Below are 25443 nucleotides of genomic sequence, written 5' to 3' on the forward strand. Positions count from 1 at the left end.
CCGCCCCCCGCGCCGCCCCCGTCCCCCGCGCCGGCATGACCCTCAGCGTCCGCACCGAACGCAGCATCACCTTCATGGCCGACGGCCGCGAACGCACCATCCGCACCAACGCCGCCACCGTCCAGGAGGCCCTCGATCAGGCCGGCATCACCCTGCGCGACCAGGACAGCATCTCCGTTCCCCCGGCCTCTTTCCCCCGCGACGGCCAGACCGTCACCGTGCTCCGCATCACCGGCACCCGCGAAGTCCGCGAGGAACGCATCCCGTACAAGACCGAGAAGGTCAAGGACTCCACCCTGTTCACCGGCACCGAGGTGGTCGAGCGGGCCGGCCGGCCCGGGGCGCGCAGGGTCACGTACAGCCTGCGCACCGTCAACGGGGTACGGCAGAAGCCCCGCCGGATCACCGAGGAGATCGTCCGCGAGCCCGTCACCCAACTGGTCAAGGTCGGCACGAGGCCGCTGCCGACCTCCGTCGCCGGGGCGGACGGCCTCGACTGGGGTGCGCTGGCCCGGTGCGAGTCCGGCGGACGGCCCGCCGCCACCGACGCCTCGGGCACGTACGGCGGGCTGTACCAGTTCGACGTACGCACCTGGCAGGGCCTCGGCGGAAGCGGCCGCCCCCAGGACGCGTCGGGCGCGGAGCAGACGTACCGGGCCAAGAAGCTCTACGTACAACGGGGCGCGGCTCCGTGGCCGCACTGCGGCCGCAGGCTGTATCGCAGTTGATCGATCCATCGGAACGCCACCCAGGCGATCCCACGACACCGGGATCGCATTCAGGAAACCCAGGCCGATCTGAGACGCTTTACCGGTGAGCACCGCAGAGCAGCAGCCCGATAAAACCAGTGACGCCCTTCTCGGCGCGGCCGACATCCGAGAACTGGCCGCCGCGCTCGGGGTACGCCCGACGAAGCAGAAGGGCCAGAACTTCGTCATCGACGCCAATACGGTCCGCAGGATCGTGCGCACCGCCGAGGTCCGGCCGGACGACGTGGTCGTCGAGGTCGGGCCGGGCCTGGGGTCGCTGACGCTCGCGCTGCTGGAGGCCGCGGACCGGGTCACCGCCGTCGAGATCGACGACATCCTGGCCGCCGCGCTGCCCGCCACCATCGAGGCACGGATGCCGGAGCGCAAGGACCGCTTCGCGCTGGTGCACTCCGACGCCATGCTGGTGACGGAGTTGCCCGGTCCGCCGCCGACCGCGCTGGTCGCGAACCTGCCGTACAACGTGGCCGTGCCGGTGCTGCTGACCATGCTCGACCGGTTCCCGAGCATCGAGCGGACGCTGGTCATGGTGCAGGCGGAGGTCGCCGACCGGCTCGCCGCCAAGCCGGGCAACAAGGTGTACGGGGTCCCCTCCGTCAAGGCCAACTGGTACGCGGACGTCAAGCGGGCCGGGTCCATCGGCCGCAACGTGTTCTGGCCCGCGCCGAATGTCGACTCGGGTCTGGTGTCGCTGGTGCGGCGGGCCGAGCCGATCAAGACCACCGCCTCCAAGTCGGAGGTGTTCGCCGTCGTGGACGCGGCCTTCGCGCAGCGCCGCAAGACGCTGCGGGCGGCGCTGGCCGGGTGGGCGGGCTCGCCGGCGCGCGCGGAGGCGGCGCTCGTCGCCGCCGGTGTCTCGCCGCAGGCGCGCGGGGAGTCGCTGACGGTGGAGGAGTTCGCCGCGATCGCCGAGAACAAGCCGGCGGCGGAGAGGCCCGCGCTGTGAGCAACTCCGTCGCCCCTCCCACACCGGTCACGGTCCGCGTGCCCGCGAAGGTCAATGTCCAGCTGGCGGTGGGCGCGGCCCGCCCGGACGGGTTCCACGCCCTGGCCAACGTCTTCCTGGCCGTGTCCCTGTACGACGAGGTCACCGCCACCCCGGCCGTGGAGCTGACGGTGACCTGCGCCGGCCCGGACGCCGGCCAGGTCCCGCTGGACCGTACGAACCTGGCCGCGCGGGCGGCGGAGATCCTGGCGGCGCGGAACGGGCTGTCGCCGGACGTCCACCTGCACATCGCGAAGAACATCCCGGTCGCCGGCGGTATGGCCGGCGGCAGCGCGGACGGGGCGGCGGCCCTGCTGGCGTGCGACGCCCTGTGGGGGCTGAACACCCCGGTCCGGGAGCTCCTGGACATCTGCGCGGAGCTGGGCAGCGACGTCCCGTTCAGCCTGCTCGGCGGGGCGGCGCTGGGCACCGGCCGCGGGGAGATCCTGACCCCCGTCCCGGCGGGTGCGTTCCACTGGGTGTTCGCGGTCGCCGACGGGGGGCTGTCGACCCCGGCGGTGTTCCGCGAGTTCGACCGGCTGGCCGAGGGCTGGGACATCCCGGCGCCGCAGGCCTCCCCGGTGCTGCTCGCCGCCCTCGCCTCGGGCGACCCGGACGCGCTGGCCGTGACCTTGGCCAACGACCTCCAGCCGGCGGCCCTGTCGCTGCGCCCGCAGCTGGCCGGGACGCTGGCCGCGGGGACGGACGCCGGGGCGCTGGCCGCGCTGGTCTCGGGCTCGGGCCCCACGACGGCGTTCCTGGTCCGCGACGAGGAAGCCGCCGCGAAGGTCGCCGCCGCGCTGGACGCCTCGGGCACCTGCCGTGCCACCCGCGTGGCGGCGTCCCCGGCGCCGGGCGCCACTGTCCTGCCGTCCTGACCCCGCGGCACCGCCTCCTGGCTCCACCCGGCGCCTCAAACGCCGGCGAGGCTGGAGCAGCAGACCGGGTGCGGCACCGCCGCCGGGGGCCAGCCCCCGGACCCTCCCCCAGACTCCGTCCGGGGGGACCCCCAGCGCCTCAAACGCCGGCGAGGCTGGAGTGGCCTGGCGGCGTGAGTGGCGCTTGAGGCGTGGGGGTCCCAGCGGTAGCTGCGCGGGAGGGTCTGGGGCGGAGCCCCAGGGAACGGTGGAAGGGCGGGTAGGGGACAGCCCCGCAGGGCACGGTCCCCCCGCGTTGCAGGCGCTCACCCCGGCAGGGGCTGGTCGAACTCGGGGTGTGCCCCCGCACGGGAGGCCGGCGCCCCCCACCGTGCCCCGCAGGGGACACGCCCCGCCGGGCGATGCGGCGGCCGGCCGGTACCTAGGCCGGAAGTGAGTATCCGCGCCCTGTCGGAGCGGCCCGTCGCCGGGCGACCGTAGCCGCATGACAGCCAGCGCACGCGAAATGGCCGCGGCCACCCCCGGGTCACGGGACCGGTACATCGACCTCCTGCGGGTCGCCTCGCTCGGGACCGTGGTGTTCGGGCACTGGCTGATGGCCGCCGTCAGCAGTGACGGCATAGGGAATCTGCTCGCCCTCGTGCCACCGCTCCAGGTGCTCACCTGGGGGCTCCAGATCATGCCGGTGTTCTTCTTCGTCGGCGGGTTCTCGCACGCCCTGTCGTACCGGTCCCTGAGCCGCAAGGCCGACGGGCGGCCCGTGTACGCCGCGTTCCTGCGGGCCCGCCTTCAGCGGCTGCTGCGGCCCACCCTCGCCTTCGTGCTCCTCTGGACCGCCGGGGCGCTCGCCGTGCAGCTCGCCGGCGGCGGCCACGGGCGGCTGACCGGGGCCGCGCTGCGGCTGGTCACGCAGCCGCTGTGGTTCATCGGGATCTACCTCGCCATGGTCGCCTTCACCCCGCCGCTGCTGAAGCTGCACGAGCGGCACGGGTGGGGTGCCTTCGCCGGGCTGGCCGCGGCCGCCGCCCTCGTCGACGTGCTGCGGTTCGCGCTCGGGGTGCCGTACGTGGAGTTCCTGAACTTCGCCTTCGTCTGGCTGGCCGTCCACCAGCTCGGCTTCCTGCGCGCCGACGGGCGCATCACCCGGCCCGCCGTCCTCGCCGCCGCCGGGCTCGCGGGGGCCGTGCTGCTGGTGGCCTTCGGCCCGTATCCGCTGTCCATGGTCGGGATGCCCGGCGAGAAGGTGTCCAACATGGCCCCGCCCAGCCTCGCCCTGCTCGCGCACGGGATGTGGCTGGTGGGCGCCGTACAACTGCTGGCCGGGCCCGCCACCGCCTGGCTGGCCCGGCCGCGGGTGTGGCGCGGGGTCGTCGCCGCCAACGGGATCGCGATGACCGCCTTCCTCTGGCACCTCACCGCCATGCTCGCCGTGTACGCCGCCCAGCTCGCCCTCGGGATCCGGCTCCCCGAGCCCGCCACCGCCGCCTGGTGGGCGCAGGCCCCGGTCCGGATCGTCGCCGCCGCCGCGCTGACCGGCGTACTCGTCGCCGCGTTCAAGAGGTTCGAAGCCCCGGGCGGCAGCAGCATCACCGAACCCGGGTCCGGGCCCCGCGCCGCCGCCGGGATCACCGTCTGCCTCCTCGGCGTCCTCGATCTGTCCATGACCGGCCTCGGCGGCCTCCTCGACGGCCACAGCGCCACTCTGATCGCCCTGCCCGTCACCGCGCCCGCCGCGATCGGCATGGCGCTGGGCGGCTGGCTCCTCGTGGAACGGTCCGCCTCGCCCCGGAGCGTTAGGCTGAGGGGCTGATCCACACCCTTTCTCTGGAGCGCGTCTGATGGCCGTCAATCTGGTCAATGTCGAGGCAGTCAGCAAGGTGTACGGAACCCGTGCCCTGCTCGACGGCATCTCCCTCGGCGTGTCCGAGGGGGACCGGATCGGTGTCGTAGGCCGCAACGGCGACGGCAAGACCACCCTCATCCGGATGCTCGCCAAGCTGGAGGAGCCCGACACCGGCCGGGTCACCCAGTCAGGCGGACTGCGCATGGGTGTACTCACCCAGCACGATTCCCTCGACCCCGCGGCCACCATCCGGCACGAGATCATCCGGGACATGGCCGACCACGAGTGGGCCGGCAACGCCAAGGTCCGGGACGTGCTGACGGGGCTCTTCGGCGGCCTCGACCTGCCCGGGTTCGGGCAGGGTCTCGACACCGTCATCGGCCCGCTCTCCGGCGGCGAGCGGCGCCGGATCGCGCTCGCCAAGCTGCTCATCGCCGACCAGGACCTCCTCGTCCTCGACGAGCCCACCAACCACCTCGACGTCGAGGGCATCTCCTGGCTGGCCAAGCACCTCCAGGAGCGCCGCTCCGCCCTCGTCTGCGTCACGCACGACCGCTGGTTCCTCGACCAGGTCTGCACCCGCATGTGGGACGTCCAGCGCGGTGACGTGCACGAGTACGAGGGCGGCTACAGCGACTACGTCTTCGCCCGCGCCGAGCGCGAGCGGATCGCCGCCACCGAGGAGTCCAAGCGGCATAACCTGATGCGCAAGGAGCTGGCCTGGCTGCGCCGCGGCGCCCCCGCCCGGACCTCCAAGCCGCGCTACCGCATCGAGGCCGCCAACGAGCTCATCGCCGACGTGCCGCCGCCGCGCGACACCTCCGAGCTGATGAAGTTCGCCAACGCCCGCCTCGGCAAGACGGTGTTCGACCTGGAGGACGTGACCGTCCAGGCGGGCCCCAAGGTGCTGCTCAAGCACCTCACCTGGCACCTGGGCCCCGGCGACCGCGTCGGCCTCGTCGGCGTCAACGGCGCCGGCAAGACCTCCCTGCTGCGCGCCCTCGCCGAGGCCGCCCGCACCCAGGGCGAGGTCCAGCCCGCGGCCGGCTCGGTCACCGTCGGCAAGACCGTCAGGCTCGCCTACCTTTCCCAGGAGGTCGGCGAGCTCGACCCGTCGCTGCGCGTCCTGGAAGCCGTCCAGCGGGTCCGCGACCGCGTCGACCTCGGCAAGGGCCGCGAGATGACGGCCGGTCAGCTGTGCGAGCAGTTCGGCTTCACCAAGGAGAAGCAGTGGACGCCGGTCGGCGACCTCTCCGGCGGTGAGCGGCGCCGGCTGCAGATCCTGCGCCTGCTGATGGACGAGCCCAACGTCCTCTTCCTCGACGAGCCCACCAACGACCTGGACATCGAGACCCTGACCCAGCTGGAGGACCTCCTCGACAGCTGGCCCGGCTCGATGATCGTGATCTCCCACGACCGGTTCTTCATCGAGCGCACCACCGACACGGTGATGGCACTGCTCGGCGACGCGAGCCTGCGGATGCTGCCGCGGGGTCTGGACGAGTACCTGGAGCGCCGGCAGCGGATGATCGAGGCGGCCTCCCCGGCGCCCGTCCCGGCCGCCGCCGCCAAGTCCTCGGCCTCCGGTGACTCGCGCGCCGCGAAGAAGGAGCTCCAGAAGATCGAGCGGCAGCTCAACAAGATGTCGGACCGCGAGAGCAACCTGCACGCCCAGATCGCGGAGAACTCCACCGACTACGACAAGGTCGCCAAGCTCGACGCGGAGCTGCGCGAACTCATCGCAGACCGGGACGAGTTGGAGATGCGCTGGCTGGAGCTGGCCGAGGAGGCCTAGATTTCACCGCCTACAGGGGCCAACTGACCTGATAACGGCGTTGTCACGGGCCGGTCCTCCCTTGGGAACAGGGGTCGGACCGGCCCGATGTATGAGAGCCGTCAGTGATAGAAAGGTCATCCTCCACCACCACCCAACCTCGAAGGTATGCGCTGATGACCGAGCCGCCCCAGCCGCCGAACCAGCCGCCTCCGCCTTCCGGTTACGGGCACCTCCCCGGCCCGCCGCAGCAGCCCGGGTACGGCTACCCGCAGGCGGCCGACAACCCGTACGCCCAGCAGGCCCCGCAGCCGCAGCAGCCCCAGCAGGCCCCGCAGCCGCAGCCGGGTTACGCGTACCCGCCCCCGCCGCAGGGCATGCCCGGCATGCCCGGCATGCCCCCGGGCCCGCCCCAGGGCGCTCCCGGCGCGCCGCCGAAGAAGAACAGGACGACCGTCCTGATCGCCGCCTCGGTCGCCGGCGTGCTCCTCCTCGGCACCGGCGGCTACTTCGCCTTCCTCAAGGGCGACGGCGACGACCTCAAGCCGCCCGTCGCGCAGAGCTCCGCGCCCGTCGACGCCAAGCCGTCCGCCTCGGCTTCGGCCGACACCGGAGACGGCAGCGGCAACGGCAGCGGCGAGGAGGGCGACCTCAACGCGGGCCGCAAGCAGGGCGAGGACAAGGTCCTCTGGTTTAAGAGCAGCAAGATCGACGGACCCGGCTCGGGCGTCGGGTCCAAGGGCCAGTGGGTGGTCGGCGACACCGTCGCAAAAAGCGTCTGGAAGTCCCTCGTCGGCTACTCCGTGACCGACGGCAAGGAGAAGTGGAAGCTCGACTTCCCCACCGAGGTCTGCGCCGTGTCCGGTCAGACGACCGCCGACGGCAAGACGATCATCCTCATCCGGGAAAGCGATTCGGACATCGCCACCTGCAACCAGATGAAGATGATCGACCTCAAGACGGGCAAGGAAGGCTGGACGAAGGAGGTGGCCAAGGAGGGCGCGTTCGACATCATCAGCGACGCCAGCCTGACCATCACCGGTGACGTCGTCGCCGTCAACCGCCTCATCAAGAGCAGCGTCTACAAGATCAGCACCGGCGACCGGCTCTTCTCCGGCAACGGCCCCGAGGGCTGCCAGCCCTCCGCCTACGCCGCCGGCAACAACAAGCTGATCGCCATCGCGACCTGCCGCGACGAGGACCGGACCGTCGAGGTCCAGGACGCCGACCCGGCCACCGGCAAGAAGACCTGGTCCTACCGGCTCCCCAAGGGCTTCGAGGTCAACAGCGTCTACTCCGTCGACCCGATCGTCCTCGACGTCGGCAACGAGAAGAGCAAGGAGCGCTCCATCCTGGTCCTCGGACCCGACGGAAAGCGCCGCACCGGCGTCTCCGGCGAGGGCAGCTTCGCCGTCAACTGCGGCCAGCGCGACCGCACCCTCCAGGGCTGCGGCACCTCCGTCGTCGACTCCAACACCCTCTACCTGGCCACCTCCCCGGAGGCGGGCACCGCCAACGAGATCGTCGCCTTCGACCTGGGCACCGGCAAGGTCAAGTGGCGCACCCCGGCCGGGGACAAGCGCACCCTCGAAGTACTCAAGGCCGCGGACGGCAAGGTGATCGCCTACCGCAAGGCCGAGTACGAGCAGGGCGGCGAGATCATCTCCATCCCGGCCGCCGGCGGCCAGCCCACCGCGCTGCTGCGCCACCCGTCCGGCCCCGCCGCCCCGATCGAGAGCTCGTTCTTCTCCCCGAACATCGACTACGTGGACGGCCGGTTCTTCATCTCCGCCTCCCGCCTGAGCGCCAAGGGCAAGGACGAGAAGCTCCTCATGGTCTTCGGCAAGTGAACGAGTCCGCCCAGCCGCCCACCGAGAGGCAGTAGCACCAGATGAGTACCCCGCCGCCCCCCAGCCAGCCGCCCGCCGGCGGTTTCGGAGCCCCCCAGGATCCGCCGCCCGGCGGCTTCGGAGCCCCGCAGAAACCCCCGCCCGGTGGATTCGGCGCGCCCGTGCCGCCGCCCGCGCCGCCCTCCGCGCCGCCCGTACCTCCGGCGCCCCCGCAGCAGCCGCCGGCCGCCGCACCGACCGCCGTGGACGGCGGACAGCCCGCCTACGGCTACCCGCAGGCCGGCTACGGCTATCCGCAGCAGCCCGGTGCCCAGCAGCCGTTCGGCCCGGCCACCACGCCCATGCACGTCTCCACGACCCCGGAATCGGCCGGCGGCGCGGGCGGCTCGCGCGGGGGCGGCGACAAGCGCACCCAGCTGATGATCGTCGGCGCGGCGCTGCTCGCCATCGTCCTCATCGTGGGCGGCGGCGTCTGGTACGTCTCCGGCGACGGCTCCGGCGGCGGCACGCACAACAGCGCCGACCCCGACCCCACCGGCAAGCCCGACGACAAGGGCCAGGCCTCCGTCGGCGGCTCCGAGAAGGTGCCCGCCAACCCCAAGTCGAAGACCCTGCTCAATGTCCCGAGCCCGGCTCCGGAGGAGCAGGTCGACGTCCACGGGTCCTGGATCACCGACACCACCTACGCGAAGTCCGACGTGACGAAGATCGTCGGGTACAACCTGGTCGACGGCGGCAAGAAGTGGGAGATCCCGCTCCCCGCCAACGTCTGCGGCGCCAGCCGGTGGGTCTCCGAGAAGAAGACGGCCATCCTCTTCGACGAGGCCCTGCCGACGGCCGCCAAGAAGTACCCCGCGTGCAAGCAGGTCGGCGTCATCGACCTGGAGAGCGGCAAGCTCCTGTGGTCCGCCACCGCCAAGTCCCCGACCGGCGGCGACGCGCCCGTGACCTTCGCGGAAGTCACCATCAGCGGCCAGACCGTCGCAGCCGGCGGCCTGAGCGGCGGCGCCGCCTGGAACCTCACCGACGGCAAGCCGCTCTGGACGCCCAAGGTCGACGGTGAGGGCTGCTACGACCTCGGCTACGGCGGCGGCGAGGCCCTCGCCGTGCTCCGCAGGTGCGGCCGCAGCGGGAACCAGACCATGCTCGCGCAGGCGCTCGACCCGACGTCGGGCGCGCCGAAGTCCACGTACAAGCTCTCCCCGGGCATCGAGTGGGCCCAGATCGTCTCCACCAAGCCGCTGATCGTCGCGGCGAACGTCGGAAACACCGCCAAGAACGCCACCGGCGTCAGTGACCTCTTCGTCGTCGACGACGCGGGCCAGCTCAAGGCGCGCATCGGGCTGTCCTCGGGCAACTACAACCCCCAGTGCGGCTCGACCGAGGTCGAGGACTGCACCCACATGGTGGTCGGCAACGGCAAGATCTACATGCCCTCGTACGAGCACCAGGGCCAGTCGGCCGTCGGCCGTACCAACGAGATCGTCTCCTTCGACCTGGAGACCGGGAAGCAGACCAGCGACCGCGCGGACGCCGGTGAGCGGTACACCATGTTCCCGCTGCGGATGGACGGGTCGAACATCATCGCCTACAAGGTGCCCCCGTACGACAAGGGCGGCCAGATCGTCAGCATCGACGGCAAGACGATGAAGGAAACCCTCCTGATGGAGAACCCGGCGAACAAGGAGTCCCAGCGCGCCGAGACGCACTACTCGACGGACGCCGCCGAATACCAGTACCACAACGGCAAGCTCTTCATCGCCCGCCCGTACGTGCGCAAGCCGTCCTCGTCCGCCGGTGAGCCGGACTACCTCTTCGTCTCCTTCACCGCCAGCTGACCCGTACGACCCGTACGACGCGCACGACGCGTGACGCGTCGAACAGCAGAACGCCGAAGCCCCCGGAAGGTCCGTCCTTCCGGGGGCTTCTGCGCGGTAACCGCCTCACCACGTCGAACAAGCGTGTAGCTTCCGGGTCAGAAGGGTGGGGGGTGGGTTCCTCAATGGGCGTACGTGTCGTGGTGGTCGACGAGCACCGGCTGTTGGCGGAGGCGCTCGCCTCGGCCCTGAAGCTGCGCGGGCACCGGGTGCTCGCCGCGGCCGCCCCGGCCGCGGGCGCCGCGGAACTGGTCATCAGCCGGGCCCCGGAGGTGTGCCTGCTGGGCACCGCCACCCCCGCCGAGCCCGGGGTCTTCGAACCAGTCGTCCGCATCAAGCGGGAGCGCCCGCAGATCGCCGTCGTCGTCCTCGGCCCGGTGCCCAGCCCGCGCGGGATCGCGGCCGCCTTCGCCGCCGGCGCGTCGGGGTACGTACGCCAGGACGAGCGCATCGAGGGCGTGGAGCGGGCGCTGGCCAAGGCGCGGGCGGGGGAAGTCGCCATCTCCCCGCAGCTGTTGCAGGGGGCCTTCGCGGAGCTGCTCAACCCCGCCGCGCAGCCCGACGACGAGGGAAGCCGACTGCTGCGGCTGCTCACCCCGCGCGAGGTGGAGGTGCTGGTCCGGGTCGCCGAGGGCGAGGACACCCGGCTCATCGCCGCGGGCATGGCCATCGCGCCGAGCACCGCGCGCACGCACGTCCAGCGGGTGCTGATGAAGCTGGGCGTGGGCTCGCGGCTGGAGGCGGCCGCGCTGGCCGCCCGTACCGGCCTGCTGGACCGGGCGGGACCGCTCGCGGCGACGCTGTCCCCGCCGCTCCCCACTTCGCTCTCCACGTCGCTCCCGCCGACGCCCTCTGCGTCCGCCTGAGGGATTTCCCCGGCGGGGCCGAATCCGGTATGCCAGTCACCAGCACGCGCATTGGCGTGCGTTCCCCCGCGAGAGGCAGTAGCGAGTGAGCAAATACCTGGTCACCGGCGGCGCCGGATATGTGGGCAGTGTCGTTGCCGCCCACCTCCTGGAGGCCGGCCACGAGGTGGTGATCGTCGACAACCTCACCACCGGCTTCCGCGCGGGCCTCCCGCAGGGCGCCGGATTCATCGACGCCCGCATCCAGGACGCCGCCGGGTTCCTGGACCCCTCCTACGACGCGGTGCTGCACTTCGCGGCCTCCTCGCAAGTCGGCGAGTCCGTCGCGAATCCCGGCAAGTACTGGGACAACAACGTCGGCGGCACACTCGCCCTGCTGACCGCGATGCGCGAGGCGGGCGTGCGCAAGCTGGTGTTCTCCTCCACCGCCGCCACGTACGGTGAGCCGGACGAAGGCCCGCTCACCGAGACCTCGGTGACCGCGCCCACCAACCCCTACGGCGCGTCCAAGCTCGCCGTGGACCACATGATCGCGGGGGAGTGCGCGGCGCACGGCCTGGCCGCGGTCTCGCTGCGCTACTTCAACGTCGCGGGCGCGTACAAGGAGTTCGGCGAGCGGCACGACCCGGAGACCCACCTCATCCCGCTGGTCCTCCAGGTCGCCCTGGGGCAGCGGGAGTCCATCTCGGTGTTCGGCGACGACTATCCGACTCCCGACGGCACCTGTGTGCGCGACTACATCCACGTCGCCGACCTGGCGCAGGCCCACCTGTCCGCGCTGCGGGTCGCGGCGGCCGGCGAGCACCTGGTGTGCAACCTCGGCAACGGCAGCGGGTTCTCGGTCCGCGAGGTCATCGAGTCCGTCCGCAAGGTCACCGGCCGGGAGATCCCGGAGATCGTCGCCCCGCGCCGCCCCGGCGACCCAGCCGTGCTGGTTGCCTCCGCCCACACGGCGCACGTGCGGCTCGGCTGGACCCCGACCCGCTCCGACCTCACCGGCATCGTCACGGACGCCTGGAACTTCGCGCGCAGGCACGCTTACTGACCCGTCCTGTCCGTTCTGACCCGCACTTCTCTGCACGCGCCCCCCGCACCGACCGGTGTGGGGGGCGCGCGCATTTCGCGATGCGCCCCTGGTGAGCGCTCTGCGCGGGCGCCCGGCGTGCGTACGCCGGGTGAAATGCACCCGTGCAACTGCCCATGGCACGCGCCGGACGAAAAACCCTGTTCCGGACCTTCGGGAGAGGTGAATTCCAGCCATCACAAAGCCGGTTCTGGGTGCCTGCGCCGGAAAACCGCGTGAAAAACTTCTGCTATTCGGCCAACCGCGGGACTTCCCCGGCCCTACGCTGATGCGTGACACCGGTGGGGGCCGGTGTTGATTCAGGGGTCGAGACAAGTCGGGTACGACGTCCGGTCCGGGGTAGTGCAGAGGTGTCTCGGCGGCGGCCGCGGCAGCTGCGGATCACCCGGTCCGGGCGCCGTACCCGCAGCCGTCCGTTCCCCGACCCTTGGGGGTTTTATGGCTCGTATCCGGGTTCTCGTGGTCGACGATCACCGCATCTTCGCCGAATCTCTCGCGGCCGCGCTCGCGGCCGAGCCGGACGTGGACGTGTCCGCGGCCGGCAGCGGCCCCGCCGCCCTGCGCTGTCTCGACCGCGCGGTGGCCGAAGGCCGCCGCTTCGACGTCCTGCTCGTGGACGCCGACCTCGGCGCCGCCGCCGGGGTCGTACCCGCCCAGCGGGAGTCGGGATCCGGGCCACCGCCCGGCTCGGACGGGATCGCGCTCGTCGCCGGGGTGCGCGTGACCCACCCGGCAGTGCGCACCGTCGTCCTCGCCGAGCGCGACGATCCCCGCCGGGCCGCCGTCGCGCTCCAGGCCGGGGCCTCCGGATGGGTGGCCAAGGACTCCTCGCTGTCCCGGCTGCTCGCCGTGATCCGGGGCGTCCTGCGCGAGGAGACCCACCTGCCACCCGCGCTGCTCACCGGGGTGCTGCGCGAGCTGACGGCGGCGCGCAAACACCGTACCGACAGCGAACGGCTGGTCGAGTCGCTCACCCCGCGCGAACACGAGGTGCTGCGTTGCATGGTGGCGGGACTCGGCCGCAAGGATGTGGCGGCCCGGCTGTTCCTGTCCCCGCACACCGTCCGCACCCACATGCAGAACGTGCTGGGCAAACTCGGGGTGCACTCGACGCTCGCCGCGGTGGCACTGGCCCGGCGGGCCGGCGTACGGCCGGCGGAGCTAGCCGGGGATGTTGTCGAACGGAGCGGTCAGCTGGCGTAGCAGCCCCGCGAGGTCACCGCGCTGACCCCGGGAGAGCTGGGCGAGGATCGCCCGCTCCTGGGCCAGCAGTCCGGCGAGGGACTGATCGGCGCGGTCGCGGCCCTCGGGCGTCAGGCGGACCAGGACCCCCCGCCGGTCGCTGGGGTCGGGCAGCCGTTCGACGAGGCCCTTCTTGGCGAGGCGGTCGATGCGGTTGGTCATGGTGCCGGAGGTGACCAGTGTCTGGGTCAGGAGCTGGCCGGGTGAAAGCTGGTACGGCGCGCCGGCCCGCCGCAGCGAGGTCAGGACGTCGAACTCCCAGGGCTCCAGGCCGTGCTCGGAGAAGGCGAGCCTGCGGGCGCGGTCGAGGTGGCGCGCGAGCCTGCTGACGCGGCTCAGCACCTCTAGCGGTTCCACGTCGAGGTCAGGGCGCTCCCGCCGCCATGCCGCAACCAGTCGGTCGACCTCGTCCTCCATGCCGATCATTGTAAGGGGTCTGTCGATATGAAGTCTCTTCACATCAACTTTCTCGATTATAAGTATCTTGACGTCGAGATATATTTTGGGCCAGCATGGGGCAGGGAGGGGGCCGGAACAGCTTCCGCTTCCGACAGCTCCGCCAGCAGGGAGGCTCGAACATGCATTCCGATATCGCATCGGCCAGGATCCCCGTGGCCACTGCCCCATCCGCACCGACCTGGGACCCCCAGCAGTACCTCCGGCACGCCGGACACCGCACACGCCCCTTTCTTGACCTGCTGACCCGCATACCCGAGCTCCCCACCCGGGCCCCGCGGATCGCAGACCTCGGCTGCGGCCCCGGCAACGTCACGGTCCTCCTCGCCGACCGCTGGCCCCAGGCCCGCATCACCGGCTACGACCTCTCCCCGGAGATGCTCCACCGCGCCGAGCAGGAGTACGCGGGCCCCACCGCCGGCGGGGGCAGCCTCGATTTCCGCCACGCGGACCTCGGCACCTGGCTCCCCGAGGAGCCGTACGACCTGATCATCTCCAATGCCGCCCTCCAATGGGTCCCCAGCCACCCCGGCTCCTTCGCCGCCTGGATCAACAGCCTGAGCCCCGGCGGGACCTTCGCCTTCCAGATCCCCGGCAACTTCAACGCCCCCAGCCACGCCCTGCTCGCCGAGCTCTGCGACACCCCGCGCTGGCGGGACCGGCTGGCCGGCCACGGCGCGCGCTACATCCACCACCTCGAACCCGCCGAATACCTGGCCCGGTTCACCGAACTGGGGTGCGCCGCCGACATCTGGGAAAGCACCTACCACCAACTGCTCGCCGGCCCCGACCCGGTCCTCGACTGGGTCAAGGGCACCGCACTGCGCCCGGTGCTCACCGCGCTCGGCGACGACAAGGGCGCCGCGGCCGCCTTCCTCGCCGAATACCGCGACCTGCTGCGCGCGGCCTACCCGGCGGGGCCGCGCGGCACGGTCTTCCCGTTCCGCCGTATCTTCGCCGTCGCACGCAAGGAGGCCTGACCGGTGCTGACCGCCGTCGACCACGTCCAACTCGCCGCCCCTCCCGGTGCGGAGGACCGGCTGCGCGCGTATTACAGAGACGTCCTGGGCATGACGGAGATCCCCAAACCTCCCGTCCTGGCGGCCCGCGGCGGCTGCTGGTTCGCCGCCGGGCCGGTGCAGCTGCACCTGGGCGTGGAGGAGGACTTCAGGCCGGCCCGAAAGGCCCACCCGGGGCTGCGGGTCACCGGCATCGAGGCGTACGCGCGCAAACTGGAGCAGCGCGGCGCCACGGTGGTGTGGGACGGGGAGCTGCCGGGACACCGCCGGTTCTACTCCGAGGACCCGGTGGGCAACCGGCTGGAGTTCCTGGAGCCGTGGGACTTGACCTGATGAACTGAACCGACATACCGCATACGCGACGGCGCCCCGCCACCGGATCTCCGGTGGCGGGGCGCCGTCGCGTATGCGGGGAGCTCTTAGAAGAGTTCCTTGTACGTGTTCCAGCCGCCACCGATGACGCCGCGGCCGTTGAAGGTGCTCGTACCCTGGCGGCCGGTGGCCGAGTAGCGGTACGCCGTGCCGGAGGAGTCGACGCCGACGATGTCCGCGCGGCCGTCACCGGTGATGTCGCCGACGGCGGCGAGCTTGTTGAAGCCGTTCCAGCCGCCCGTGCCGATCTTGACGCGGTCGTTCAGCGGCCGGCTGGTGGAGCCGGTGCCCGAGTAGACCCACAGGGTGCCGTCGGTGCCGCGGGCCACGAGGTCCGCGCGGCCGTCGCCGGTGACGTCGCCGGCGCCGATCAGCTTGTTGTAGATGTCCCAGCCGCCGCCGACCCGCACGCGGGAGGAGAAGTGGATGCCGTCGCCCTGGCCCGGGTAGAACCACAGGACGTTGGAGGCGTCACGGCCGAGCAGGTCGCCGTAGCCGTCGCCGTTCAGGTCGCCGACGCCGAGGACGGCGCTGAAGCTGCCCCAGCCGCCGCCGATCAGGGTGTCGCCCTTGTACAGGCCGCCCTGGTAGATGTACAGCAGGTCCCCGGCCGACGTCCTGTCCAGCGAGGAGGTCAGGATCAGCGGGAAGGACGTCGGGAAGCCGCCCGACTCGCCGATCTGCTCGCGGTCCTGGAAGTTGCCGTTGGCCTGACCCCAGTAGCCGTAGAGGGTGCCGCCGCTGGTGCGGGCCATGGCCTCGGACTTGCCGTGGGCGGGGATTCCGCCCTGGCCGGCGAACAGCGAGGTGTACTGCCAGTTCGCGCCCCACTTGACGCGGTCGCCCAGCTGGCCGTTGCCCTTGCCCCGGTAGAGCCAGGTCTGGCCGCTCAGCTCGCGGGCCAGCACCCAGACCGTGCCGTCATTGTCGGTCAGCGGCAGGAGCTGGTTGTACATCGTCCAGCCGTAGCCGTTCTTCACGCGGCCGGCGAAGGTGCCGTTGCCGTTGCCGTGGTAGAAGAACATGTCGCCGTCGGGCGTGGTCGCCAGCAGGTCCGGGGTGCCGTCGGCGTCGAAGTCCGTGCCGCCGAGGATCTTGTCGAACATGTCCCAGCCGCCGCCGACCGCGATCCGCGCGCCGAACGGCACGGTCGAGGTCTGCCCGTTGCCCGGGTACAGGTACAGATCGCCGCCGTACGTGCGGGCCAGCAGGTCCGGCTTGCCGTCGCCGGTCAGGTCACCGGCGCCGATCAGCTTGTTGTAGATGCGCCAGCCGTCGTCGGACCACTTCGGGTAGCTGGTGCCCGTGACGGAGGCCTCGACGACCGTCAGGGTCCCGTCGATCGACAGCTGGAGCAGCTCCGGCTGGCCGTTGCCGTCGAGGTCGCCCGCCGGGATGACGTCCTTGAAGTCCTCTTCGCTGCGCGCCTTCTCGACCCAGTACTCCGCGTCGGGGGTGTCGTTCGGGCCCGAGGTCTTGAGGTACGACCTGCCGCTGAACCCGCGGTAGAGGATGTCGTCGGAGCCGTCGCCGTTCACATCGAAGCGGGGCTTGGCGATCGCGCCCGCGGTCGCGACCCCGGCGGTGCCGTCGGCGCTGCGCTGGAGGGTCTGCTTCTGCTGCTTCGCGGCGCCGGACGTCGGCGCGCCCGTCGGCAGCACACCGCCCGCCCGCTCGTTCGCGGTGGGCCGCTGAAGCTCGGCGGCAGCCTTCGGCGCGGTGTCGGCGGACGCCGGACCGGCCAGCAGCATGCCCGCGGCGAGCGCGACGGCGGTGCAGGCCGCGATGCGGCCGGAGCGCTTGGAGCGCATGAAAGACAAGAGGTCTCCCTGGTGAAAAAATCAGGCGAAACCGGGTTGAACGCATTCGCTCGAAGGCGCGCGAAAGTACAGCGCAGCACAGTGAGGTTGCCGTTCCCCCCCGGGAAGTAACCGAAGAGTACATCCGGGAGGCGAGTGACAGTAGTTATTAGCCACCCAATTTTGATCACGTTCAGAACATGCCGGTGCCCGGGCCTCCCGGCCCGGGCACCCGCGCGTTCACCACCGGGTTTCAGCTCTTGCGGCGGCCCACCAGATGCGGCTTCGCCTCCAGGCCGTCCAGCCCGTGCCACGCCAGGTTCACCAGGTGCGCGGCGACCTCCGCCTTCTTCGGACGGCGCGTCTCCAGCCACCACTGCCCGGTCAGCGCCACCATCCCGACCAGCGCCTGCGCGTACAGCGGCGCCAGCTTCGGATCGAAGCCCCGGTTCTTGAACTCCATGCCCAGGATGTCCTCGACCTGCGTCGCGATATCGCTGATCAGCGAGGCGAACGTACCCGTCGACTGGGCCACGGGCGAGTCCCGGACCAGGATCCGGAACCCGTCCGTGTAGTTCTCGATGTAGTCCAGCAGCGCGAACGCCGCCTGCTCCAGCAGCTCCCGGGGATGCCCCGCGGTCAGCGCCCCCGTGACCCCGTCCAGCAGCTGGCGCATCTCCCGGTCCACGACGACCGCGTACAGGCCCTCCTTGCCGCCGAAGTGCTCGTACACCACCGGCTTGGAGACCCCGGCCTTCGCCGCGATCTCCTCCACCGACGTGCCCTCGAAGCCCTTCTCGGCGAACAGGGCGCGGCCGATGTCCAGCAGTTGCTGACGCCGTTCGGCGCCCGTCATCCGGACCCGGCGGCCACGCCGGGGCTTGTCGCTGCTGGAACTGCTGCCGTCGATCGCCACGTCCCCCATCATGCCGCGTTCGACATCTTTTCCTTGCGCCGGGCTTCGATCCGGGCCGCGGACGGCCACCGCACGTCCGACGCCCACCCCAGCTGTTCGAACCAGCGGATCAGCCGCGCACTGGAGTCGACCTGGCCGCGCAGCACACCGTGCCGCGCCGACGTCGGGTCCGCATGGTGCAGGTTGTGCCAGGACTCCCCGCACGACAGCACCGCGAGCCACCACACGTTGCCCGAACGGTCCCGCGACTTGAACGGCCGGTTGCCCACCGCGTGACAGATCGAGTTGATCGACCACGTCACATGGTGCAGCAGCGCCACACGCACCAGCGAGCCCCAGAAGAACGCCGTGAACGCGCCCCACCAGGACATCGTCACCAGACCGCCCACCAGCGGCGGGATCGCCAGCGACACGATCGTCCACCACACGAAGTCACGCGAGACCCGCCGGATCGCCGGATCCTTGATCAGGTCCGGGGCGTACTTCTGCTGATTGGTCTGCTCCTCGTCGAACAGCCAGCCGATGTGCGCCCACCACAGGCCCTTCATCAGCGCCGGCACCGTCTCACCGAACCGCCACGGCGAATGCGGGTCGCCCTCGTGGTCGGAGTACTTGTGATGCTTGCGGTGGTCCGCCACCCAGCGCACCAGCGGACCCTCCACCGCCATCGACCCCATCACCGCGAGCACGATCCGCAGGGTCCGGTTCGCCTTGAAGGAACCGTGCGTGAAATAGCGGTGGAAGCCGATGGTGATGCCGTGGCAGGCCAGGAAATACATGAACACCATCAGACCTACGTCCAGCCAGCTCACCCCCCAGCCCCAGGCCAGCGGAATCGCCGCCAGCAACGCCACAAAGGGCACGGTAATGAACAACAGAAGTGCGATCTGCTCAATGGACCGCTTGTTCTCGCCGCCGCGCGTCGCGGACGGGTCGGAGGAACCTGAGGAATCCGATGGCGCCGAGGCGCCCTCGATCAGGTCGGGACTGAGGTTCATGGGGCTTCCCCTGGGGGGTGAGGAGTCGGCAGGCGCCCTGATCACAGACCTACGGGCCCGTAACCTACGGCAACGTAAGTATGGCAAAGCTCCAGCCCCCGGCAAGGGGAGCGCGGCCGACTGAAAGCGCCCCCCCGCGACCCGCCCACCGACCCGCCGCGCCGATCACACCCCCACTCGCCAGGAGCGGGTTTACCGAGGCACGAGTACGAGCCGCCTATCCTGGTGTCGTCGGACAGCGCGGTCCGCACGGGCAGCCCGAGCTGCGCATCAGGTGGCGGCGCCACGCCGCCGCCGCGCGCACCCGGGCGCCCACTCCCAGTAGCGCTCGAACACTGCAAGGAGCCGCACCTGTGAGCAGTGCTGACCAGGCCCCCTCCACCACCGCCACGGCAACCACCGCCGGCGCCGCCAACGCGGAGCTGCGCGCGGACATCCGCCGCCTCGGCGACCTCCTCGGCGAGACCCTCGTCCGCCAGGAAGGCCAAGACCTCCTCGACCTCGTCGAACAAGTGCGCGCCCTCACCCGCACCGACGGCGAAGCCGCCGCCGCACTGCTCGGCGACACCGACCTGGAGACCGCCGCCAAGCTCGTACGGGCCTTCTCCACCTACTTCCACCTCGCCAACGTCACCGAACAGGTACACCGCGGCAAGGAACTGCGCGCCCACCGCGCCGCCGAAGGCAGCCTCCTCGCCCGCACCGCGGACATGCTCAAGGACGCCGACCCCGAACACCTGCGCGAGACGGTCAAGAACCTCAACGTCCGCCCCGTCTTCACGGCGCACCCCACCGAGGCAGCCCGCCGCAGCGTCCTCAACAAGCTGCGCCGCATCGCCGCCCTCCTGGAAGAGCCCGTCACCGGCGCCGGCGACCGCCGCCGCCACGACCTGCGCCTCGCCGAGAACATCGACCTCGTCTGGCAGACCGACGAACTGCGCGTCGTGCGCCCCGAGCCCGCCGACGAAGCCCGCAACGCCATCTACTACCTCGACGAACTCCACGCCGGCGCCGTCGGCGACGTCCTCGAAGACCTCGCCGCGGAACTCCAGCGCGTCGGCGTCGAGCTGCCCCCAGGCACCCGCCCCCTCACCTTCGGCACCTGGATCGGAGGCGACCGCGACGGCAACCCCAACGTCACCCCCGACGTCACCCGCGACGTCCTGATCCTCCAGCACGAACACGGCATCACCGACGCCCTCGAACTCGTCGACTACCTGCGCGGACTCCTCTCCAACTCCATCCGCTACACCGGAGCCACCGAGGAACTCCTCGCCTCCCTCCAGGCCGACCTCGAACGCCTCCCCGAGATCAGCCCCCGCTACAAGCGGCTCAACGCCGAAGAGCCTTACCGCCTCAAGGCCACCTGCATCCGGCAAAAGCTCGTCAACACCCGCGAACGCCTCGCCAAGGGCACCCCCCACGAGGAAGGCCGCGACTACCTCGGCACCGCCGAGCTCCTCACCGACCTCACCCTCATCCAGACCTCCCTGCGCGAACACCGCGGCGCGCTCTTCGCCGACGGCCGCATGGACCGCACCATCCGCACGCTGGCCGCCTTCGGCCTCCAGCTCGCCACCATGGACGTACGCGAACACGCCGACGCCCACCACCACGCCCTCGGCCAGCTCTTCGACCGCCTCGGCGAGGAATCCTGGCGCTACGCCGACATGCCGCGCGACTACCGCGGCAAGCTCCTCGCCAAGGAACTCCGCTCCCGCCGCCCCCTCGCCCCCACCCCCGCACCCCTCGACGCGGCCGGCCAGAAGACCCTCGGCGTATTCGGCGCCATCAAGGACGCCTTCGAGAAGTTCGGCCCCGAAGTCATCGAGTCCTACATCATCTCGATGTGCCAGGGTGCCGACGACGTCTTCGCCGCCGCCGTCCTCGCCCGCGAAGCCGGACTCATCGACCTCCACGCGGGCTGGGCCAAGATCGGCATCGTCCCCCTCCTGGAGACCACCGACGAGCTCAAGGCCGCCGACGTCATCCTCGACCAGATGCTCGCCGACCCCTCCTACCGACGCCTCGTCTCCCTCCGCGGCGACGTCCAGGAGGTCATGCTCGGCTACTCCGACTCCTCCAAGTTCGGCGGCATCACCACCAGCCAGTGGGAGATCCACCGCGCCCAGCGCCGCCTGCGCGACGTCGCCCACCGCTACGGCGTCCGCCTGCGCCTCTTCCACGGCCGCGGCGGCACCGTCGGCCGCGGCGGCGGCCCCTCCCACGACGCCATCCTCGCCCAGCCCTGGGGCACCCTCGAAGGCGAAATCAAGGTCACCGAACAGGGCGAGGTCATCTCCGACAAGTACCTCGTACCGTCCCTGGCCCGCGAAAACCTCGAACTGACCGTCGCGGCCACCCTGCAGGCCTCCGCCCTGCACACCGCACCCCGCCAGTCCGACGACGACCTCGCCCGCTGGGACGCGGCCATGGACACCGTCTCCGACGCCGCACACGCCGCCTACCGCGCCCTCGTCGAAGACCCCGACCTGCCCGCCTACTTCTTCGCCGCCACCCCCGTCGACCAGCTCGCCGACCTCCACCTCGGCTCCCGGCCCTCCCGCCGCCCCGACTCCGGCGCCGGCCTCGACGGACTGCGCGCCATCCCCTGGGTCTTCGGCTGGACCCAGTCCCGCCAGATCGTCCCCGGCTGGTACGGAGTCGGCTCCGGCCTCAAGGCCCTGCGCGAAGCCGGCCAGGAAGACGCCCTCACCGAAATGGGCGAACGCTGGCACTTCTTCCGCAACTTCCTGTCCAACGTCGAAATGACACTGGCCAAGACCGACCTGCGGATCGCCCGCCACTACGTCGACACCCTCGTGCCCGACCACCTCAAGCACGTCTTCACCCGCATCGAGGCCGAGCACGAACTCACCGTCCGCGAAGTCCTGCGCATCACCGGCGGCAAGAAGCTCCTCGACTCCCACCCCGTCCTCCAGCAGACCTTCGCCGTCCGCGACGCCTACCTCGACCCCATCTCCTACCTCCAGGTCTCCCTGCTCGCCCGCCAGCGCGCAGCCGCCGCCCGCGGCGAAGACCAGGACCCGCTCCTCGCCCGAGCCCTGCTGCTCACCGTCAACGGCGTCGCCGCCGGCCTGCGCAACACCGGCTGAGCCCGTACGCACGACAAGGGGGTCCCCCGCGCCACAGTGGCGCGGAGGACCCCCTTCGCGTTACCGCCCGGAGCTACGGGGCTCAGCCCTGGGCCGAGGCCTTGCGGCGGCGGACCACCAGGACGGTACCGGCGGCGATCAGCGCACCCGCCATCGTGGCGAGCAGCCCGATCGGAGCGTCGGAACCGGTCTTCGCGAGGTCACCCCCGGTGGAACCGCCCACGGCGGCCACCGAAGCCGACGGGGCCGGGGAGGTCGGGGCGCCCGACGACGGCGACACGCTCGCCGAGACCGACGGGCTCGCGGTCTTCGACACGGACGGCGAGGCCGACGTGCTGGAGCTGGGCGAGACCGAGGTCGACGGCGAGGTGCTCGGCGACGTCGACGTCGAGGGGCTCGGCTTCGTGGTGGCCGGGCAGGTGTGCGACAGGTTGAACCACGGGACGTCGGCGCCCTTGAGCTCGGCGGACGCCGCCGTCAGCTTCGCACCCGGCTCGGACGCCACGTAGGCGTGCTTGTCCGACGGCGGACCGAAGACGGTCACGACCTTCTGCCCACCGGGCTCGAAGGTGACCGTGAGCTTCACGAACGTGGTGGAGTTGCCGGGCAGCACGAAGTGCCAGCCGTCCTGGTTCGCGGGTATGTCCGCGCACTCCTTCTCGTTCTTCACGCCGTTCGACGTGGCGGTGAGCGGAAGCGTCTGGTGGACCTGGCGGGTGAAGGTGTCGTCGGCCGCGAAGGCGGGAGCGGCGCCGGCGGCGAGGAGCAGCGAGGCCGCGACGGGGAGCGTCGCGGCAGCCCAACGGTTCCTGGAAATGGGCATGGTGGTACCTCTGATGAAAGAGAGGGGATTGTGCCGTGGGGGATGGCGGCTCAGCATGCTGAGCCGCACCCGCCCAGGTCAAGAGGCACTCGCAGGTATTCGTACGGAGTTGCTATCGGACGTGCCGATTGTCCGAAGTAACGATATCCCTACAGGTCGCCCGCGGTCAGGAGTTGTACGCCGACTGCGCCCGCTCCAGACCCTCCTGGATCAGGCACTCCACAGCATCCGCCGCCCGGTCCACGAACCAGTCCAGCTCCTTGCGCTCCGTCGACGAGAAATCCTTCAGCACGAAATCCGCGACCTGCATACGCCCAGGCGGGCGACCGATACCGCAGCGCACACGGTGATAGTCAGAGCCCATCGACTTCGTCATCGACTTCAGACCGTTGTGCCCGTTGTCCCCACCGCCCAGCTTCAACCGCAGCGTCGGATAGTCGATGTCCAGCTCGTCATGGACCGCCACGATCCGGTCCAGCGGCACCTTGTAGAAGTCCCGCAGCGCCGTCACCGGCCCACCGGACAGATTCATGTACGACATGGGCTTCGCCAGCACCACCCGCCGGTTCGCCGGCCCCGGCGCACCGATACGGCCCTCGACCACCTGAGCCCGCGACTTGTGCGCCTTGAACTTCCCACGCATCCGGTCCGCCAGCAGGTCGGCCACCATGAACCCGATGTTGTGGCGGTTGCCCGCATAGTCCGGGCCCGGGTTCCCAAGCCCGACGATCAACCAGGGCGCCGCGTCGTCCGACATCAAAAGAGCTCCTTAACGAAGACGACCGCCGTCCCGCTCCAGTGGAGCCGGACGGCGGTCGGTCAGCAAGTGCTGAGGGAGAAGGGCGAGGCTCAGGCCTCGGTGCCCTCGGCAGCCTCGGCGGCCGGCTCCTCGGCCTGCGGGGCCACGACCTGCAGAACGGCGACGTCACCGTCGACGGCCAGCGTGGTGCCGGCCGGCAGGACCAGGTCCTTGGCGTGGATGGTGGCGCCGGCCTCGAGGCCCGCGATGGAGACCGTGACCTCGGTCGGGATGTGCGTGGCCTCGGCCTCGACCGTGATGGTGTTGAGGAGGGTCTCCAGCATGTTCGAACCCGCGGCCAGCTCGCCCTCGGTGACGACGGCGACCTCGACGGTGACCTTCTCGCCCTTCTTGACGATCAGGTAGTCGACGTGGGTCAGCGTGCGCTTGACCGGGTGACGCTGGATCGCCTTCGGGATGACCAGCTCGGTGCCGCCGCCCGCGATGTCCAGGGAGATCAGGACGTTCGCGGTCTTCAGCGCCATGAACAGGCCGTGGCCCTCGACGTCAACGTGCTTCGGGGCGGTGCCGTGACCGTAGATGACACCGGGAACCTGGCCGTCGCGACGGGCCTGGCGGGCAGCGCCCTTGCCGAAGTTGGTGCGGGAAACGGCGGAAAGCTTGACCTCGGACATGCTCACTCCTCGTGGGGTGACGGAAATGGACGACAGTCACCCGGCCGAAACGGCCTGCTACGAAGAGCGCGTCGATAACGGAGCCCCGCACACAAAAGTGCGGCCTCCCTCGCCGAGCAACTTCGAAAGTCTACCCGGCGGGAAGGCCGCACTTCAAAAGGATCTTCTGTGGTGCTTGTTACTGCTGCGCTTACCGCTGCGCTTACCGCTGCTCTTACTGCTGCTCTTACTGCTGCTCTTCGAACAGGCTCGTGACCGAGCCGTCCTCGAAGACCTCACGCACCGCACGCGCCACCATCGGAGCGATCGACAGCACCGTGATCTTGTCGAGCTCCAGATCCGACGGATCCGGCAGCGTGTTCGTGAAGATGAACTCGCTCACCTTCGAGTTCTTCAGACGGTCGGCCGCAGGACCCGACAGGATGCCGTGCGTCGCCGTCACGATCACGTCCTCGGCGCCGTGCGCGAACAGCGCATCGGCCGCGGCGCAGATCGTGCCACCCGTGTCGATCATGTCGTCGACCAGGACACACACGCGGCCCTTGACCTCACCGACGACCTCGTGAACGGTCACCTGGTTGGCGACGTCCTTGTCACGGCGCTTGTGCACGATGGCCAGCGGCGCGTCCAGACGGTCACACCAGCGGTCGGCCACACGCACACGGCCGGCGTCCGGGGAGACGATCGTCAGCTTGGACCGGTCCACCTTGGCGCCCACGTAGTCCGCGAGGACCGGCAGAGCCGAAAGGTGGTCGACCGGGCCGTCGAAGAAGCCCTGGATCTGGTCGGTGTGCAGGTCGACCGTCAGGATGCGGTCCGCACCCGCCGTCTTCAGCAGATCCGCGACCAGCCGCGCCGAGATCGGCTCGCGGCCCTTGTGCTTCTTGTCCTGACGGGCGTACCCGTAGGACGGAATGATCACGGTGATGGAGCGTGCCGACGCGCGCTTCAGCGCATCGATCATGATCAACTGCTCCATGATCCACTTGTTGATCGGAGCCGTGTGGCTCTGGATCAGGAAGCAGTCCGCGCCACGAGCCGACTCCTGGAAACGAACGTAGATCTCACCGTTCGCAAAGTCGAAAGCCTTGGTCGGCACGAGGCCGACACCCAACTGATGCGCGACCTCCTCGGCCAGCTCGGGGTGGGCGCGGCCGGAGAAGAGCATCAGCTTCTTCTCGCCGGTCGTCTTGATCCCGGTCACAGCACAGTCTCCTCAGACGTGTTGAAAGCTGCTCGCCCCCATGTGCGTCCGTCCCGCACACGGTGAGCCAGCCGAATTGCGTGCACTATCACGGTACGCCGTCCCCGACGTACCCGTTTCCGGTCAGTTCACCTCAGCGG

The 25443-nt window shown here is 70.7% G+C and carries 21 protein-coding genes; 13 read left to right on the plus strand and 8 right to left on the minus strand.

Going from position 1 to position 25443, the window contains the following annotated elements; genetic code table 11:
- From J7I97_RS10770 to J7I97_RS10815, 10 genes are all read left to right on the plus strand, one after another.
- On the plus strand, positions 1-728 hold a 728-nt coding region (locus J7I97_RS10770; protein WP_251058701.1), incomplete at its 5' end, for a resuscitation-promoting factor.
- Positions 729-813: 85 nt separating this feature from the next.
- Entirely contained in the window at positions 814-1713 is a 900-nt protein-coding gene (gene rsmA, locus J7I97_RS10775) for a 16S rRNA (adenine(1518)-N(6)/adenine(1519)-N(6))-dimethyltransferase RsmA (protein ID WP_214933219.1), read from the plus strand.
- On the plus strand, positions 1710-2630 hold the full coding sequence (locus J7I97_RS10780; RefSeq protein WP_214933221.1) for a 4-(cytidine 5'-diphospho)-2-C-methyl-D-erythritol kinase: 921 nt from the start codon (positions 1710-1712) through the stop codon (positions 2628-2630). Before rsmA ends, J7I97_RS10780 begins: the two co-directional genes overlap by 4 nt.
- A gap of 484 nt (positions 2631-3114) precedes the next feature.
- Positions 3115-4440, plus strand: coding sequence for an acyltransferase (locus J7I97_RS10785; protein ID WP_214933224.1), 1326 nt, complete (start codon positions 3115-3117; stop codon positions 4438-4440).
- Positions 4441-4468: 28 nt separating this feature from the next.
- Positions 4469-6268: an ABC-F family ATP-binding cassette domain-containing protein gene (locus J7I97_RS10790; RefSeq protein WP_214933226.1), complete on the plus strand. Its 1800-nt coding sequence runs from the start codon at positions 4469-4471 to the stop codon at positions 6266-6268.
- 155 nt (positions 6269-6423) lie between these two features.
- Positions 6424-8097 carry a PQQ-binding-like beta-propeller repeat protein gene (locus J7I97_RS10795; protein WP_214933228.1) on the plus strand — a complete coding sequence of 558 codons (1674 nt, stop codon included), beginning with the start codon at positions 6424-6426 and terminating at the stop codon, positions 8095-8097.
- A gap of 41 nt (positions 8098-8138) precedes the next feature.
- Positions 8139-9935: a PQQ-binding-like beta-propeller repeat protein gene (locus J7I97_RS10800; protein ID WP_214933230.1), complete on the plus strand. Its 1797-nt coding sequence runs from the start codon at positions 8139-8141 to the stop codon at positions 9933-9935.
- Positions 9936-10099: 164 nt separating this feature from the next.
- Entirely contained in the window at positions 10100-10840 is a 741-nt protein-coding gene (locus J7I97_RS10805) for a LuxR C-terminal-related transcriptional regulator (protein WP_214933232.1), read from the plus strand.
- 85 nt (positions 10841-10925) lie between these two features.
- Positions 10926-11885 carry a UDP-glucose 4-epimerase GalE gene (gene galE, locus J7I97_RS10810; protein WP_214933234.1) on the plus strand — a complete coding sequence of 320 codons (960 nt, stop codon included), beginning with the start codon at positions 10926-10928 and terminating at the stop codon, positions 11883-11885.
- A gap of 477 nt (positions 11886-12362) precedes the next feature.
- Positions 12363-13127, plus strand: coding sequence for a response regulator transcription factor (locus J7I97_RS10815; protein WP_214933236.1), 765 nt, complete (start codon positions 12363-12365; stop codon positions 13125-13127).
- Here the strand turns inward: J7I97_RS10815 and J7I97_RS10820 are convergent.
- Positions 13086-13583, minus strand: a complete 498-nt coding sequence (locus J7I97_RS10820; RefSeq protein WP_214933238.1) for a MarR family winged helix-turn-helix transcriptional regulator — start codon at positions 13581-13583, stop codon at positions 13086-13088. The genes J7I97_RS10815 and J7I97_RS10820 overlap by 42 nt on opposite strands.
- Before the next feature lie 161 nt (positions 13584-13744).
- Between J7I97_RS10820 and J7I97_RS10825 the strand changes: the two genes are divergently transcribed.
- Both J7I97_RS10825 and J7I97_RS10830 read left to right on the plus strand, forming a co-directional pair.
- Positions 13745-14602: a trans-aconitate 2-methyltransferase gene (locus J7I97_RS10825; protein ID WP_214933240.1), complete on the plus strand. Its 858-nt coding sequence runs from the start codon at positions 13745-13747 to the stop codon at positions 14600-14602.
- Positions 14603-14605: 3 nt separating this feature from the next.
- Entirely contained in the window at positions 14606-14974 is a 369-nt protein-coding gene (locus tag J7I97_RS10830) for a VOC family protein (RefSeq protein ID WP_214933242.1), read from the plus strand.
- 86 nt (positions 14975-15060) lie between these two features.
- On the opposite strand, the gene J7I97_RS10835 is transcribed toward J7I97_RS10830, so the two are convergent.
- The 3 genes from J7I97_RS10835 to J7I97_RS10845 form a co-directional block, all read right to left on the minus strand.
- Positions 15061-16824, minus strand: coding sequence for a VCBS repeat-containing protein (locus tag J7I97_RS10835; protein WP_251058709.1), 1764 nt, complete (start codon positions 16822-16824; stop codon positions 15061-15063).
- Between the two features lie 241 nt (positions 16825-17065).
- The gene (locus tag J7I97_RS10840) at positions 17066-17737 is read right to left on the minus strand and encodes a TetR/AcrR family transcriptional regulator (RefSeq protein WP_214933360.1); all 672 of its coding nucleotides are present in this window, start codon (positions 17735-17737) and stop codon (positions 17066-17068) included.
- Complete coding sequence (locus tag J7I97_RS10845) at positions 17737-18726, minus strand: fatty acid desaturase (RefSeq protein WP_214933246.1); 990 nt, start codon at positions 18724-18726, stop codon at positions 17737-17739. The genes J7I97_RS10840 and J7I97_RS10845 overlap by 1 nt, the downstream gene beginning before the upstream one ends.
- A gap of 353 nt (positions 18727-19079) precedes the next feature.
- Here J7I97_RS10845 and ppc point away from each other — a divergent pair, with 353 nt between their 5' ends.
- Positions 19080-21842 (plus strand): phosphoenolpyruvate carboxylase, encoded by a 2763-nt coding sequence (ppc, locus tag J7I97_RS10850; protein WP_374195459.1) that lies wholly within the window; start codon positions 19080-19082, stop codon positions 21840-21842.
- An 82-nt stretch (positions 21843-21924) separates the two neighbouring features.
- On the opposite strand, the gene J7I97_RS10855 is transcribed toward ppc, so the two are convergent.
- The 4 genes from J7I97_RS10855 to J7I97_RS10870 all read right to left on the minus strand — a co-directional run bounded on the left by J7I97_RS10855 (position 21925) and on the right by J7I97_RS10870 (position 25303).
- Complete coding sequence (locus tag J7I97_RS10855) at positions 21925-22665, minus strand: LPXTG cell wall anchor domain-containing protein (RefSeq protein ID WP_251058702.1); 741 nt, start codon at positions 22663-22665, stop codon at positions 21925-21927.
- 166 nt (positions 22666-22831) lie between these two features.
- The gene (pth, locus tag J7I97_RS10860; RefSeq protein WP_214933248.1) at positions 22832-23422 is read right to left on the minus strand and encodes an aminoacyl-tRNA hydrolase; all 591 of its coding nucleotides are present in this window, start codon (positions 23420-23422) and stop codon (positions 22832-22834) included.
- A gap of 92 nt (positions 23423-23514) precedes the next feature.
- A complete protein-coding gene (locus J7I97_RS10865; protein WP_214933250.1) occupies positions 23515-24099 on the minus strand; it encodes a 50S ribosomal protein L25/general stress protein Ctc in 585 nt (194 codons plus the stop codon).
- Between the two features lie 226 nt (positions 24100-24325).
- Positions 24326-25303 carry a ribose-phosphate diphosphokinase gene (locus J7I97_RS10870; RefSeq protein WP_214933252.1) on the minus strand — a complete coding sequence of 326 codons (978 nt, stop codon included), beginning with the start codon at positions 25301-25303 and terminating at the stop codon, positions 24326-24328.
- Positions 25304-25443: the final 140 nt, after the last annotated feature.

Origin of the sequence: Streptomyces sp. ISL-87 (genome assembly GCF_018614095.1) — a bacterium.
Taxonomy (GTDB): Bacteria; Actinomycetota; Actinomycetes; order Streptomycetales; family Streptomycetaceae; genus Streptomyces.